Origin of the sequence: Undibacterium umbellatum (genome assembly GCF_014284125.1) — a bacterium.
Taxonomy (GTDB): domain Bacteria; phylum Pseudomonadota; class Gammaproteobacteria; order Burkholderiales; family Burkholderiaceae_D; genus Undibacterium; species Undibacterium umbellatum.
The window spans coordinates 88,571-102,095 of the sequence record NZ_JACOFX010000007.1; the positions used below are offsets into that span (position 1 = coordinate 88,571).

Below are 13,525 nucleotides of genomic sequence, written 5' to 3' on the forward strand. Positions count from 1 at the left end.
CCATGTCTGAAGTTTGGATCAACGAACAGCGGCTTCAGTATTTACGAAAAGAGTAGAAATGGTTTTCCTTGCATTGACACGCAGTGGTCTGGATGAATTGATTGCGCTCAGAAAAACGCCGGATGTGGCGATCTGGTGTGGTAGCAATGTCCTGAGTGAAGCTGAATATGCTGTTCTGTCAGGAGTGAATATTTCGCGTTTTAACTATCCACTGGAAAGCCGCGATGACAAAGCTTTCCAGTGCGCGTTGGAAACCATAGCAGATCACCATGCTGATGAAAAAATCTGGATAGAGAGTATTAACTAAGTAATCGCGGAGCGAATAAACCTATTGATTTTTTCGCATAACTTAAGCAAAGCTTCCTTCACTTTATAAGATTGGCTTCAGCCGCGGCATCCCTTACTTCGGCTCATAATGCAAACCACCTTTTAAACCCTCCTCAGGATACAAGCCTGTATACAAACTACGTAGCAGGCTACCCTCTTCATCATCCTGCCCCAGATGCCAGAACATGGCGCCGGCCAGTTTATACTTTTTCAGATAAGCGATTTTGTAGCCGAAAGAAACTTCATTGTCATAGCTGATGAAAATTTTCTTTTCTGCGTTGTATATCCATGGCACCTTGGTTTCGTTACTGAAATAGGACTGATAACCAAGATTGGCGGCCAGCAGTTTCTTTATTTCGCCAAAGCTGGGCATGCGCGGGTCTTTGCGGGCGGTGCAGGTATCGCAACCTGCCAGCAAGCTGGGGTCGCCTGCGTACACATCGCCCGCAGGGGTGACAAATGGCTGATACAGGCCACGATTTTCTCCAGCTTCTACCTGGAAGTATGCACGGCCATAGAACGGCAAACCGAGCACCAGTTTACTGGCAGGCACACCGGCATACAGGTATTGCTGCACGGTGGCATCCACAGTCAGAGGCAAAGGTGAAGGGAAGCGTTGTTCCAGTGCTTTCTTGCTTAATGCCGGTTTGATGGGCAAGGCGCGCAGGGGATTATCGAACATGTGTTCACGCGCATCACCAAACAAGTGGGCATTGTGGTTGGTCAATTTTTCCCATGGGCCGGTCAGGTCATAACTCATGAGATTGATGTAATCGACTTGGGCGGCGATTTGTGGCAAATGCAGGTAAGTGCGTGCCATATTGAAAGCACCACCGGCAACCGCTATCGTCAGTTGCGGGGCCAGCTTGTTACCTGGCCTGGTCGCTCTCAGTTGGCTCAGTTGCGTGCGCATTTCCTTGAGCAGATCAACAAAATTCTGGGCATCTTCTGCGCGGGGATATTCCCAGTCGAGATCAATGCCATCAAAGCCATATTCACGCACCATGCCTACGCAGGACTGCGTCAGTTTCTTTCTATTTTCTGCTGTCGCAGCAGCAGTACGGTAACGGCCTACGGTAGGGCTTTCATCATTGCTATAGCCCCAGCCACCGATGGAAAACTGCAAGCGTAGATCGGGATTATGTTTCTTCAGTCCCTGCAATTCCTGGAAAATTTTTGCTGCTGCAGGCAGCTTCGTACCTTCTTCCAGTATGCATTTCCCGTCTTCGCTGATGGTCAGGAAAGAAAAATTAAGATGCGTCAGCATGCGTGCTTTTTCTGCCGTGATGGCAGACACCGGGAAGGCGACTTTGCCCTCGTCATAATGATTGATTTCTTCTTTGTCGAGCGCATAATAAGCCATCACCACAGGCTTGTTTTGCACTTTTACTGCGGGCTTACTGGTTTCTTTGGCCTGGCTGCCAGCAGTGGAAGATAAGACCAGCAGGCCGAACAGGCAAGACAGGAAGGGGCGAGGGGAAAAGTGTATGTTTTTCATATGCATAGCATGCAAGTGTGAGCAAGTTGGGTCAACAGGTTTTTATTTTTTGCGAAAGCAGGGCATACCACTTGCATGCCTGGCTTGTACCTTGAGAATACCAGTCCACTAGCATACCAGACTGGTATGGCATACTGTGTGCCTGATTAAATGAAAGCGATGCCATGACGACAGAAGAAAGACTGATAGACCTGGAAATACGCCTGACCCGCCAGGATGATCTGGTCGATACCCTCAATACCCAGGTGTACAGGCAACAAAAGAAAATTGATGAGCTGGAGGCGCTGTGTGCGGCGATGGCAGCGCGACTGCGGGAAGTCGCTGTGGCGGCGAGTCAGAGGACTGCGGTGGTGGATGAGAGGCCACCGCATTATTGAACCTTATCAAATCTGCTTATTGAAAAAATCAGGCGCGTATTCGCTATGTATCGTAGGAGCGGCTAAAGCTGCTCCTACGAGTTAGCCCACAATGCCGTTTCTCACTCCACCTGATAAACCCACTTCCCTCCCTTGATCTGCACCATGACACGTGCCCTTTGATCAAGACCCAGGTGATCAGATTTACTCATGTTAACTACGCCGTTGGTGGTGGCCAGGCCTTGTGTCGCTTCCAGGGCATCGCGCAATGCGGTGCGGAATTCCAGTGTGCCAGGATTAGCTTTTTTCAAGGCGATCGGGATGGCTTGTTGTAGCAGCAGGCCAGCATCCCAGGCATAGGAGGCGAATGCAGCCAAACTGCCTGCGCCATAGGTGGCTTCAAACTTGTTGGAGAAATCCAGTGCAGCTTTTTTGACGGGGTTGTTGTCGGCCAGTTGCTTGGCCACCATGACCGGGCCGGTGGGCAGGTAGGTACCGTCGCAGTCTTTGCCGCAGACGCGCAGGAAATCACTGTTGGCGACGCCGTGGTTGTGATAGATGCGGCCTTTGTAGCCGCGCTCTGCCAGGGTTTTAGGTGGCAGGGCGGCGGGTGTACCAGAGGCGCCGACGACGATGGCTTCGGGGTTGCCGGACATGAGTTTCAAGACCTGACCAACCACGCTATTGTCACTGCGGCTGAAACGTTCGGTCGCCACGACCTTGATCTTTTTCAGCTCGGCATATTTCGTCACTTCTACCAGGAAGGCTTCACCCAGTGCGTCCGAGAAACCGATGAAGCCCATGGTCTTGATGCCCTTTTTGCTCATGTCTTCGGCGATTGCGATTGCCATCATGGTGTCGGTCTGCGGTGTCTTGAACATCCAGGCTTTATTGGCATCCATGGGTTCTATGATGCGGTTGCTGGATGCCAGGCTGATGGTCGGGGTCTTGCCTTCACCAATGACGCCCAGCATGGCGAGGGAGTTGGGCGTAGTGGTCGAGCCTATGATGGCATCGACTTTTTCTTCCGAGATCAGCTTGCGGGTATTGGTCACGGTTTGCGTGGTGTCTGAAGCATCGTCGAGGACGATGTAGTCGACTTTTTTGCCTGCAATTTCCTTGGGCAACATGGCTATCGCATTTTTCTCTGGGATACCCAGCGAGGCCGCCGGGCCTGTCGATGAGATGGTGACGCCTATTTTGATCTGTGCCTGCGCATTAATACTGAGGCTGGCACATAGCATGATCGCTGCTGCCAGCAGGCTTTTCTTGATGTGGGTATTTGTCTTCATAGTGTCTCCGTATTTTTGTTGTGAGTAATTTTATAGTTTGCAGGGTACTGATAAAAAACCGCGAAAGCGTGCGCGTCCACCTCTGACGGGTGCTGCGCTTAACTGGTCGTGCCAGCAGGCGAGAAATTGCCACCCTGCCTTCCAGTCGCGCCAGGAACATGCCCGCGCACTGGTGTATGCCAGATGCAAACGCCAGATGGCGGTTGGGGCTGCGGCTGATGTCCAGTTGGTCGGGATCAGGAAATTGCAAGGGATCGCGATTGGCCGCACCTATGCACAGGCTGATGCGGCTGCCAGCAGCAATATCGACATCACCGAGTTGCGTATCCACTGTCGTCATGCGGTTGCCCAACTGGTTGGAACTTTCAAAGCGCAAAAATTCTTCTATGGCGGTGTTGATCATTTCTGGCTGGGCGATCAGGCGAGCCTTTTGCTCCGGCCATTCCTGCAAGGCGACCAGGCCATTGCCTATCAGGTTGGTGGTGGTTTCATGCCCGGCATTAAGCAGGAAGACACAGTTTTGCAAGAGCTCGGTTTCAGTCAGTTTTTCACCATTTGCTTCGCCTTCTATCAGACGAGTCAGCATGTCGGCCTTTGGGTCACCGGGATGACTGCGGCGTTGTGCCACTAGTTGCTTAAGGTATTCCAGAAATTCTGCGACACACTGGTTGGCATAGGCAAAAAATTCAGGCGTGATGGCTGGCTCCAGCGCTCCGAGTATGGCGAGTGACCATGCCCGCAAAGGCTCGCGTTGATCATGTGGTACAGCCAGCAAATTGCCTATGATTTCTACCGGTATGGCGGAGGCGAAGTCTGTGATGAGATCAACTTCACCCTTGCTTTCCATCTGGTCCAGCAAGCCATCGACCAGCTTGATAAGCCCGGGTTCGGTATTGGCCATAGCTGCGGGGGTCAGGCCCCCCATGATGAGACGGCGCACTCTTGTGTGCAGCGGTGGGTCGTTGAAGACGAGGCTATTTGTGTGATGTTCATACAGCAGCGAATCGCCATAGCGCGGCTTGAATTCCAGCTTTTTATCCGAACTGAAAGTCTTCGCGTCTTTGTACACATGCATCAGGTCGGCATAACGTGTCAGCAAGTAAGAGCCATCCGGCATCTTGCGCACGGGGGTCTGTTCGCGCAGCGCGTGGTAGTAGGGATAGGGGTTCTGGTAAAAATCGGCGGGCAGGTGGCGCAGGTCAAAATCATCCGTTATAAGCGGAGGCAATGTGACAGAGTTTCGATACTCAGAAGTCATAAAAAACCCGGCAAAGGACAGAGTTTGCACTCTGTCCGATTTGCCGGGTACTGTCAATCAGGCTGACGACAATTCAGATCATGGCAGTGGCACATAATTCAGCGGCATCCAGGCATAGCCTTTGCCCTCCTTGCGTATATAACCCAGGCCAGGGAAGGACAGGTGGGCAGAACCTACCTGATAGGAATGCTGCGCTGCATCAGCATAGGCTTTTTGCCTTTGTGCATAAGCTGCCTTGCTGTCGCTGTCGAATTGTATGGTGACTGCAGGGTTTTCAAATTGCACTGCAGCGACATGCATGAGGTCACCCCACAAGACCAGGGTCTGACCTTTGCTCTCTACCTTGTAGATGCTGTGACCAGGGGTATGGCCATGGGAAGCGACTGCCTTGATGCCGGGTACCAGTTCTGTATCACCTTCGAAGGACTTCAACTTGCCAGCCTGCACATAGGGTTTCAGGATGGCAATGGCTTTTTCAAAACTGCCTTTGGCATCGGCGGGGGCCTTGTCCAGATTGGCCTGGCTTAACCAGTAATCAGTGTCATGCTGGTCTACGCGTACGATAGCATTCGGGAAAGCTGCTTTGTCGCCATCTACCAGGCCGCCGATATGGTCTGTGTGCATATGGGTGATGTAGATTTCATCGATTTGCTCAGGCAGATAACCGGAGGCTTTCAGGCTTGCCTGCAACTTACCCAGGGTAGGTCCAAAGAACACACCGGCACCGCTGTCTATCAATACCAGCTTGTTGCCCGTGTTGATGAGATAGGCATTCACCGAGGTCACAACAGGGGACTGTAAATGGTATTTGCTGAGTGCCTTGCCGACTTTTTCTGGCGTGGTATTGGTCAGCAGTTTATCAACAGGCAGGGGTACTACGCCATCAGACAAGACCGTGATTTCAAAATCACCCAGCATGCTGCGGTAAAAACCGGGGGCGCTGGTTTTTACCATGGGCGCGGCGGCATGGGCGCTGATGGCAGGTATGCCAAACACAGCGACGCCAGCAAGAATGGAAGAACTGAACAGGCCGGAGCGGAGCAAACTTTTCAATTGCATGGTTTTTCCTTTGAAGGTGGCAGTGACGCAGCAGGCTGGTAACTAGAATCTGGCAGCTTGCTGTGATGGACACGAAAATTGCAAATGCGACAGCTATTATGCCGAATTTCTGCCAAGCTCGTTGAGGCGGGAAAATGAAGGCTAGCTGATCAGGGATGCAGTCAGGGCATCGACCTCTTCTGCCGATTCAGACAGGATGGAAAGCAGGGTGCCTTCGCCAACAGCAAAATCTATTTCCGATGCTGACTGACGTATGTTCTCTGGCGAGCGCGGGTCCAGAGGCGATGGTACTGCTGCCAGTTCATTCGCCAGCACCAAAGTATCGCCCAGGGTTTCTGGTGGCATGACGCGCATACCATACCACAGGGCTTCTACCGCTGATACCACGCGCTTTGGCACCAGCAATTTGTTCAAGACGGCACGGCCGATGAAAGTTTCATCGGTTTCCGCCAGGGCGTCTGGAGATGTCTGGCTGGATTCAATTTCCAGCAAGGCCGGGAATTCCTGTGCCCGCGACAGCAGATAAAAACCACCGACTTCATGGACTATGCCAGCGAACAGTGCGGTTTCAGCATCCACCTTGCTGACCTTGCGGGCAATCAGGTGGGCCAGTGCAGCCACGTAGGCGGAATGACGCCACAAGGCTTCCATCTTGGCGCGTATGGCGGGGTCAGAGACCGCAGCACTTAGCTGGCGCATAACGACAGCAGCCGTGACGGAGCGCAGGGTATTGAAGCCCAGTATGGTGATGGCCGTGCGGATATTGGTGACGCCGCCGCCGAAGCGGTTGTAGGCAACAGAATTGGCAATGGCAACCACGCGGGCTGACATCAGGGGTTCAGTCATGACCAGTTTTGCGGCTGTCTCGATGCCGCAATCGGGGTCGTCGAGTGCCTGTTGTATCTTCAGCGAGGCATTCACATTGGTAGGGAATACCAAGTCCCCCTTGCTGGCTTGTGCAACGATACTCTTTAATGCTTCCGACTTGTTCATAATGTGATAATTGGAGCAGACCTGAAGCAGGGGATCTGCCCCACAGGCCCGCTAATTCTTATTGAAACCTAGCGCCCTCACCAGTTTACCAGCAGTCGCCATGATGAAAGAGGTTTCTTCTTCAGTATAGTCGTTCCTGGAGACGTTGACATTAGTCGCCTGGCTTACCGCTTGCACGCGGCGTACATGATTGCCTGCAGCATCCAGTTTAAAAGCCGATACTGCTCTTGCCAGGTTGTTGGCCTGTTCTTCCATGCTTTCTGCCGCTGCGGCTGCCTGTTCTACCAGGGCGGCATTTTGTTGTGTCATCTCATCCATCTGGTTGATGGCGCGGTTGACTTCTTCTATGCCTGAGCTTTGCTCCTGGCCAGCAGCAGTGATCTCGGACATGATTTCTGCCACGTGTTTTACCGAGCTGACGATTTCATTCATGGTTTTGCCAGCTGCATCGACAAGCTTGCCACCGGCATCGACTTTTTCTACAGAATCACCGATCAGGGTTTTAATCTCTTTGGCAGCACTGGCGCTACGTTGTGCCAGATTGCGCACTTCAGAAGCCACGACAGCAAAGCCGCGCCCCTGTTCACCGGCACGGGCAGCTTCCACCGCCGCATTCAGAGCCAGGATATTGGTCTGGAAGGCAATACCATCGATGACGCTGATGATATCGACAATCTTGCGTGAGCTTTCCTTGATGGAGTCCATGGTATGGACAACTTTACCCACTTCTTCGCCACCCTTGATGGCGAAATTGGAAGCCGAGGTGACCAGGCCATTTGCCTGTCTGGCATTGTCAGCATTGTGTCTGACGGTGGCAGTGATTTCTTCCATGGAGCTGGCTGTTTCTTCGAGTGCGCCAGCCTGGTTTTCAGTGCGTGAAGACAGGTCAGAATTTCCGGTCGAGATTTCTACTGCAGCTATCGCAATTGCATCCGTGCCTTGCCTGACTTCGCTGACGATGTTGTGCAGGTTGTCGCTCATTTCCTTGAGGGCATTCAGCAATTCACTGATTTCATCGGTGCCATCAGACGCTTCCCGGAAACTCAGTTCACCAGCGGCGACTCGCTTGGCGATAACAACCGCATCTCGCAAGGGCGTGGTGATGCTGCGTGTCAGGAAGATGGAAAATCCCGCACCAAACAACAAGATCACTGCACCTATGGCGAACAGGGTAGTCGTCAATTGTTTGCCCTTGCTCTCGGCAATGTCAGCCAATTCAGAGGCTGCCTTGTTTTGGATATCCACCAGTTTATTGATTTCAAGCAAGGCTTTTTGTTGTATGGGGTCGACCTGCGTAGCGATGAGTTTGACAGCTTCTTCACCATTAAAGGCCAGCAGCATTTTCATGGCTTCCTTGATAGGCACATCAACTTGCTTGTCAAACTCCGAGACGCTGTCGACTATCTTCTTTTCTTCTTCGCTAAGTCCGAGTGCGATAAGTTTTTCGCGTGCTTCGGCAAATCGGGCTTGCTGTTTTTTGGATATGACTTTTTGCTTGTCAATTTCACCGATATCGCTTTGCAGACCTATATTGCGTATGGCAATGCCGCCTTCCAGCATGCTGCTTTTCATGGTGGCAGCGAGTTCACTTTTGCTGTGTGAAAGTTCCAGCCCGGCAACCATATCCTTGCGATTGCTGGCGCTGAAGATGCTGTCAATGACCAGTATGAGTACCAGAGTAGCGAGTATCACACCAAAGCCCACAGCGAGTCGGGTTCCTATGCGCAAGTGACGCAAATTCATAGTGAATCTCCCAGAAAGAAAACTGTTACTACGAGGTCGTGCTTACATAAAATCTTGATCTGGCTGGCTTGCTGCCTGGAAATCTGGCCGCTTTATCACATGCAAGCTATATGCCAGCATGTTGTCACGGACAAGCATCGAACTATCACACAGAAATTTGCTGGCGATATCCAGGCAAGCATTTGCATGGTGAAAAGATTTCAGATAAGCCTCTTAGAAAAAACTTTTTCATAAAACAACATAACAGAACCCGAGGAAGAGAAAATCTGGTATCTCGGACTTCACATGGAATAAGCTACGGTGTGCTTTTCGTATCACAACGCATTAGCAGTTAACTAAATCACTTTGTTTCCATACTATGCCAAAATTGCTTTTGCGCAAAGCACGCATGGCGCAAGTTTTTGTTAAATTCTATTGATCGAAAGCAAGAATGCTGATGTCCATCCTCCTTGGTTTGCTTGTACTTGTGCTTGCCGTCAGTCTGCTAGTGGTCTGGACTCGCTGGCGACGTGCAGCACAGGCTGACTATATACGCAGCTATATGTTTCCACCTGGACTGTTGGAAAGACTACACAAACAGCGACCCGATCTCGCTTTAAAAGATCAACAACTGGTCGCGAGAGCCTTGCGACAATTTTTTCTGGTCTATTTGAAGTCCGGTTTCAAGCATATTTCCATGCCTTCTCAAGTGGTTGATGAGTTATGGCATGAATTTATACTATATACAAAAAACTACGAGCAATTTTGCCAAAGAGCTTTTGGCCGTTACATGCACCATACCCCGGCAGCTGTATTGGGCGCTGGCCAGCGCAGTAATGAAGGCTTGCGTCGTACCTGGTGGTTTGCTTGTCTGGAAGAAAATATCAATCCACGCCGTGCGACCCGCTTGCCGCTCTTGTTTGCCCTAGATGCAAAATGGAATATCGCCGATGGTTTTCGTTATGCACCGGATTGCAGCGCCTTACGCGCCAACGGTGATGGCACGGTGTATTGCGGCGGCGATTTTTACGGCGCGGGCAGCAGTGATGCTTCTTACGATTTTGGCGATACAGCGCGCGATAGTGGTGGTGCCGGAGCTAGTAGCAATGACAGCGGTGGCGGCGACAGTTCAGGCTGCGGAGGCGGCTGTGGCGGGGGCGGAGATTAACTTAAGCTGTGCCTGGCTTGAGAGCTGAATTGCTGCTTTCCAGCCTGTCCATTAAAATTTTCTTTTCACCATCGCGGAAACTCACAAATTCCAAACCAATGCGGAAAGAGTATTGCGAGAGTATGGTGTAGACCATCCTGCTCTCGACTTCTATTTTTTGCGCTGGCATGCCTATATGCAAAGGTGGCAAGGTCATCACCAGTTTCACTTTGCCATTAAAGAAGACATTGTAGTCACAAAACATGCTGAGGCCATTTTCGGAAATATCATTGATCTTGCCGTAATAGCTGAGTTTCGTCTCCTCAACCTGGTGAATCAGGGCAACTTCCCATTTCACCAGATAACGGCTGTGGGAGCGCAGCAACTGCGTTTTCACCACATTGAATTTGGCTAGCGTATCAGTGACGGCCGGGTCTTGATAGGAGACTGCTGGTGGCGCTAGCTTGACATCGCCCGTATCAGCCTCGGTGGTCGCAGTTGATGGAAAATGATCAGTGACAGCGGCTTTATCGAGCACAGCAGGCGCTTCTGGCGCGACGGTCTCGGCGCCATAAGAAACTTTTCTTTTTCCGGGTACTTTGTGCATGACAGCATTATATAGATAAAGCCAGACATAATTTCCACAAAGAAATTAAGATAAATTTTTGATATGTGTTTTGTATATTAACAGGACTTACGCAAAATTGTCCCAGCAAGGCTATCGCCAAGGAAACCTCCCTAGCAAGGGAGGTTCGTTGCGTTGGCGGACAACATGTTGTGCGAAACCCCAACTATACCTATCGCCAAGGAAACCTCCCTGGCAAGGGAGGTTCGTTCCGTTGGCGGACAATATATTGCCTGAAACCCCGACTACACCGTAGCGACGAAGACAGTACTTTAGTACGCGGGAGGAGCTGCAACACAGCTGGGGCGGTTTTGCGTAAGTCCTAATTAATACACAGTGATGCTACGGTATTAAAAAAAGCATTTCAGGCAGTGTGGACTACCCGTTTCGCTGGCCTGAATTGCTCGCGATAACTGGCTGGTGACAGGCCCGAATGTTTTTTGAACAGGCGGCGGAATGAACTGGGGTCGCTATAACCGGTGCGTTCTGCCACTTGCTCCAGCGTTAGCGTGGTGGTTTCCAGCAAGCGCTTTGCGATATCCATCTTGACTTGCTGGGCATAACTGGCCGGGGTGGTATCCAGAGTCTGGTGGAAATGGCGTATGACAGTGCGCTCGCTGACAGCCAAGTGCTCAGCCAACGCAGGCAGGCGAAAAGGCAGGTGATGATTTTGGCTCAGCCATTTTTGCGCCCTTTGTACCAGGATGTTTTCATGCTGATGGGTATCTTGCTGGGTCAGGCTCAGCATTTGCATATACGGCATTTGCGAAGTGCGATTGGCATCAATCAACAAGGTCTTGGCGACACCACTGGCAATATCCTGGCCACCAAAGCGTTCCACCAGATGGTAGGCAAGATTGAGGAAGCTGGTGGCGGCACCGCTGGTCAGAATATTCTCATACTCATCCAGCACTTCAGACAGACGCAGGCTGACTTCAGGGTAGCGGGTCTTGAATGCTCTCTCCAGCCACCAGGTAGTCGTTGCATGGCCGCCATCCAGCAAACCCGCTTCGGCCAGCAAGAAGGTGGCGCTGCAGTTCGCTGCCAGCACACAGCCCTGGGCATGTCTGGCTCGCAATATCGGGAATAGTGCACGCATGGCATGCATGCTGCTGGTCAGGCCGGTAATACCATTTTCCATATAAAGGCCAGGTAATAAAATGACATCTGCCTTGCTCTCGGCCTGTATGCTGGCGTCGGCACTCAATCTGACTTTGGCGGGCGTCATGACAGCTTCACCATCGATGGAATGCAAACTCCAGGTGAACAAGGGATCGACTTCATCCACGTTCTTGAGCGACCAGATGGCATTGGCGACCGCAAACACATCCAGTGGGCCAGTGACCGCAGATGCCATGCATTGAGGGTAGAGCCAGACTTCGATATGTGCCATTTGTCGCAATCTGCATTAAAAGAGTCAATACTGACACTGTCCATTCATTCTTGCAATAACTAGAATGCAGACTAGCTTCTTACAGGAAAACATCATGACGACGGCAGATACGCACAATCAAAGTGCAGCAGAAGAACAGGCGCAGCGCCTGAACCAGTTCGGTGCCAAATTCTTACCAGGCCATTTGGGCATCAATATCCTGAGTGTGGAAAAAGGCAAAGTCACTGCGGAATTGCCAGTCCAGCCACATTTACTGGCCCCGAATGGTTATCTGCATGCTGGCAGTGTTGTTACGCTGGCAGATACTGCCTGCGGCTACGGTTGCGTTGCCAGCTTGCCTGAAGGGGCGCAAAGCTTTACCACGGTGGAGCTGAAATCCAATCATCTGGGTACTGCCCGGGAAGGCAAGATCAGCGTGCTTGCCAGCGCCGTGCATCTGGGGCGTACTACCCAGGTCTGGGATGCAGTCGTCAGTTATGAGGGAAAGACGATAGCCCTGTTCCGTTGTACCCAAATGATATTATTCCCCAGGAAGGACGCATGATGAGTGATGCAAAGAGTGACGCAAAGGGTGACGTAACTGCAGTCTTAAAACAATGGCAGGAGCAGGAAGCCACCGTGCGCGCCCGCATGGCCGAACCTGGGGTATTGAGTCTTGAACAATTGAAAGCTGTCAGCGGCATCGATTTCTTGCGCGGTATCTTGAATGGTGATTACCCTGTCGCCCACATAGGCAAGACTTTGGACTTTATCCCGGTAGAAGGTGAAGCTGGCCGCATCGTCTTCCAGGGCACGCCCGGTTTGCAGCATTACAACCCGCTAGGCAGTGTGCATGGTGGCTATTTTTGCACCCTGCTGGATTCTGCTGTCGGCTGTGCAGTGCAATCCATGCTACCGGCAGGGATTGGTTACACCACCCTGGAAATCAAGGTCAACCTGATCCGCGCCATGAGCAACAAGACGGGTCCCGTGCGCGCTGAAGGCAAGGTGATACAGGTGGGCAAGCAGGTTGGGACGGCAGAAGGTCGTATCGTTGATGCGGCAGGCAAGGTGTACGCCCATGCAACAACAACTTGTTTGATATTTCCTTTGCCCTGAGCAAGATCAAATCGACATATCGCGCAACATCCTTGATGCTTCGCGATTCGCCAGCAAAACGCTGCCATCGCGCATATGCAGGCGCAATTGCGATTGTTCATCGGCCTTCATGGATTCGACAAAATCCAGGTTCACCAGCAGCGAGCGGTGTATGCGTATGAAGCGCGCCGGGTCTAGCCGGGTTTCCAGTTCAGTGATGCCCAGCCTGACCAGGTGCGTCCTGTCACCGACGATGATGGCGGTGTACTTGGCATCGGCTTTCAAATAGGCGATGTCATTCACATTGACCGGGAAGATATGGCCACGGTCACGCACCAGGATGCGTTCCAGCCGACTGGTTTCTCGGCCTGCCGCCAGGTTCAGCGCGTGTTCCATAGCTTGCATGGACGGTGGCGCATCCAGCAAGCGATCAACGGCAGCATCAAAGCGCTCACGCGAAAAAGGCTTGAGCAGGTAATCGACTGCATGCAATTCAAAGGCGGTCACGGCATACTGGTCATACGCTGTGGTAAACACAATTTCAGGTAAATGGCTGAGGCGGCGCAAGACTTCCAGGCCGGTCATCTCGGGCATCTGTATATCCATGAACACCACATCGGGCTTCAGCAAATTGATTTGCGTGAGAGCCGTGACGCCATCTGCAGCTTCACCGATGAGGCTGAGTTCTGGCCTGTCACTGACGGCATCGCGTAAGACTTCGCGGGCCAGTGGTTCATCTTCTGCGATAAAGGCGGTTTTTATTTTTGTCATGGTAACG

General features: G+C 51.8%; 13 protein-coding genes and 1 pseudogene. 5 read left to right on the plus strand and 9 right to left on the minus strand.

Translation table 11 applies throughout. From position 1 onward, the window contains the following. Positions 1-58 precede the first annotated feature (58 nt). A complete protein-coding gene (locus H8L47_RS14855; protein WP_186954379.1) occupies positions 59-307 on the plus strand; it encodes a hypothetical protein in 249 nt (82 codons plus the stop codon). Between the two features lie 93 nt (positions 308-400). Here H8L47_RS14855 and H8L47_RS14860 read toward each other — a convergent pair whose 3' ends face one another. After that, on the minus strand, positions 401-1,825 hold the full coding sequence (locus H8L47_RS14860) for a glycoside hydrolase family 18 protein (RefSeq protein WP_186954380.1): 1,425 nt from the start codon (positions 1,823-1,825) through the stop codon (positions 401-403). A gap of 164 nt (positions 1,826-1,989) precedes the next feature. Between H8L47_RS14860 and H8L47_RS14865 the strand changes: the two genes are divergently transcribed. Beyond that, a complete protein-coding gene (locus H8L47_RS14865; RefSeq protein WP_162044826.1) occupies positions 1,990-2,202 on the plus strand; it encodes a SlyX family protein in 213 nt (70 codons plus the stop codon). 101 nt (positions 2,203-2,303) lie between these two features. On the opposite strand, the gene H8L47_RS14870 is transcribed toward H8L47_RS14865, so the two are convergent. The 5 genes and pseudogenes from H8L47_RS14870 to H8L47_RS30275 all read right to left on the minus strand — a co-directional run bounded on the left by H8L47_RS14870 (position 2,304) and on the right by H8L47_RS30275 (position 8,526). Next, positions 2,304-3,473 carry an ABC transporter substrate-binding protein gene (locus H8L47_RS14870; RefSeq protein WP_186954381.1) on the minus strand — a complete coding sequence of 390 codons (1,170 nt, stop codon included), beginning with the start codon at positions 3,471-3,473 and terminating at the stop codon, positions 2,304-2,306. Positions 3,474-3,503: 30 nt separating this feature from the next. Further along, positions 3,504-4,731 (minus strand): annotated as a pseudogene (locus tag H8L47_RS14875) (cytochrome P450). A 78-nt stretch (positions 4,732-4,809) separates the two neighbouring features. Then, a complete protein-coding gene (locus tag H8L47_RS14880; protein WP_186954382.1) occupies positions 4,810-5,790 on the minus strand; it encodes an MBL fold metallo-hydrolase in 981 nt (326 codons plus the stop codon). 141 nt (positions 5,791-5,931) lie between these two features. Beyond that, positions 5,932-6,783: an HDOD domain-containing protein gene (locus tag H8L47_RS14885; RefSeq protein WP_186954383.1), complete on the minus strand. Its 852-nt coding sequence runs from the start codon at positions 6,781-6,783 to the stop codon at positions 5,932-5,934. Between the two features lie 51 nt (positions 6,784-6,834). After that, on the minus strand, positions 6,835-8,526 hold the full coding sequence (locus tag H8L47_RS30275) for a methyl-accepting chemotaxis protein (RefSeq protein ID WP_186954384.1): 1,692 nt from the start codon (positions 8,524-8,526) through the stop codon (positions 6,835-6,837). 436 nt (positions 8,527-8,962) lie between these two features. Here H8L47_RS30275 and H8L47_RS14895 point away from each other — a divergent pair, with 436 nt between their 5' ends. Continuing rightward, positions 8,963-9,673, plus strand: coding sequence for a glycine-rich domain-containing protein (locus H8L47_RS14895; protein ID WP_186954385.1), 711 nt, complete (start codon positions 8,963-8,965; stop codon positions 9,671-9,673). A 1-nt stretch (position 9,674) separates the two neighbouring features. Here the strand turns inward: H8L47_RS14895 and H8L47_RS14900 are convergent, their stop codons facing one another. Beyond that, a complete protein-coding gene (locus tag H8L47_RS14900) occupies positions 9,675-10,259 on the minus strand; it encodes a PilZ domain-containing protein (RefSeq protein WP_186954386.1) in 585 nt (194 codons plus the stop codon). A gap of 382 nt (positions 10,260-10,641) precedes the next feature. Then, positions 10,642-11,670, minus strand: a complete 1,029-nt coding sequence (locus H8L47_RS14905) for a GlxA family transcriptional regulator (RefSeq protein WP_186954387.1) — start codon at positions 11,668-11,670, stop codon at positions 10,642-10,644. A gap of 94 nt (positions 11,671-11,764) precedes the next feature. Between H8L47_RS14905 and H8L47_RS14910 the strand changes: the two genes are divergently transcribed. After that, the gene (locus H8L47_RS14910) at positions 11,765-12,214 is read left to right on the plus strand and encodes a PaaI family thioesterase (protein ID WP_186954388.1); all 450 of its coding nucleotides are present in this window, start codon (positions 11,765-11,767) and stop codon (positions 12,212-12,214) included. After that, a complete protein-coding gene (locus H8L47_RS14915; RefSeq protein ID WP_186954389.1) occupies positions 12,214-12,768 on the plus strand; it encodes a PaaI family thioesterase in 555 nt (184 codons plus the stop codon). Before H8L47_RS14910 ends, H8L47_RS14915 begins: the two co-directional genes overlap by 1 nt. 6 nt (positions 12,769-12,774) lie before the next feature. Here H8L47_RS14915 and H8L47_RS14920 read toward each other — a convergent pair whose 3' ends face one another. Then, positions 12,775-13,518 (minus strand): LytR/AlgR family response regulator transcription factor, encoded by a 744-nt coding sequence (locus H8L47_RS14920; protein WP_186954390.1) that lies wholly within the window; start codon positions 13,516-13,518, stop codon positions 12,775-12,777. Positions 13,519-13,525 lie beyond the last annotated feature (7 nt).

Excerpts from the sequence above, each read along its gene's own strand:
- H8L47_RS14900 (WP_186954386.1), bottom strand. The coding sequence starts at position 10,259 with ATGCACAAAGTACCCGGAAAAAGAAAAGTTTCTTATGGCGCCGAGACC.
- H8L47_RS30275 (WP_186954384.1), bottom strand. The coding sequence starts at position 8,526 with ATGAATTTGCGTCACTTGCGCATAGGAACCCGACTCGCTGTGGGCTTT.
- H8L47_RS14915 (WP_186954389.1), top strand. The coding sequence starts at position 12,214 with ATGAGTGATGCAAAGAGTGACGCAAAGGGTGACGTAACTGCAGTCTTA.
- H8L47_RS14895 (WP_186954385.1), top strand. The coding sequence starts at position 8,963 with ATGTCCATCCTCCTTGGTTTGCTTGTACTTGTGCTTGCCGTCAGTCTG.
- H8L47_RS14870 (WP_186954381.1), bottom strand. The coding sequence starts at position 3,473 with ATGAAGACAAATACCCACATCAAGAAAAGCCTGCTGGCAGCAGCGATC.
- H8L47_RS14905 (WP_186954387.1), bottom strand. The coding sequence starts at position 11,670 with ATGGCACATATCGAAGTCTGGCTCTACCCTCAATGCATGGCATCTGCG.
- H8L47_RS14855 (WP_186954379.1), top strand. The coding sequence starts at position 59 with ATGGTTTTCCTTGCATTGACACGCAGTGGTCTGGATGAATTGATTGCG.
- H8L47_RS14860 (WP_186954380.1), bottom strand. The coding sequence starts at position 1,825 with ATGAAAAACATACACTTTTCCCCTCGCCCCTTCCTGTCTTGCCTGTTC.
- H8L47_RS14865 (WP_162044826.1), top strand. The coding sequence starts at position 1,990 with ATGACGACAGAAGAAAGACTGATAGACCTGGAAATACGCCTGACCCGC.
- H8L47_RS14880 (WP_186954382.1), bottom strand. The coding sequence starts at position 5,790 with ATGCAATTGAAAAGTTTGCTCCGCTCCGGCCTGTTCAGTTCTTCCATT.
- H8L47_RS14920 (WP_186954390.1), bottom strand. The coding sequence starts at position 13,518 with ATGACAAAAATAAAAACCGCCTTTATCGCAGAAGATGAACCACTGGCC.
- H8L47_RS14910 (WP_186954388.1), top strand. The coding sequence starts at position 11,765 with ATGACGACGGCAGATACGCACAATCAAAGTGCAGCAGAAGAACAGGCG.
- H8L47_RS14885 (WP_186954383.1), bottom strand. The coding sequence starts at position 6,783 with ATGAACAAGTCGGAAGCATTAAAGAGTATCGTTGCACAAGCCAGCAAG.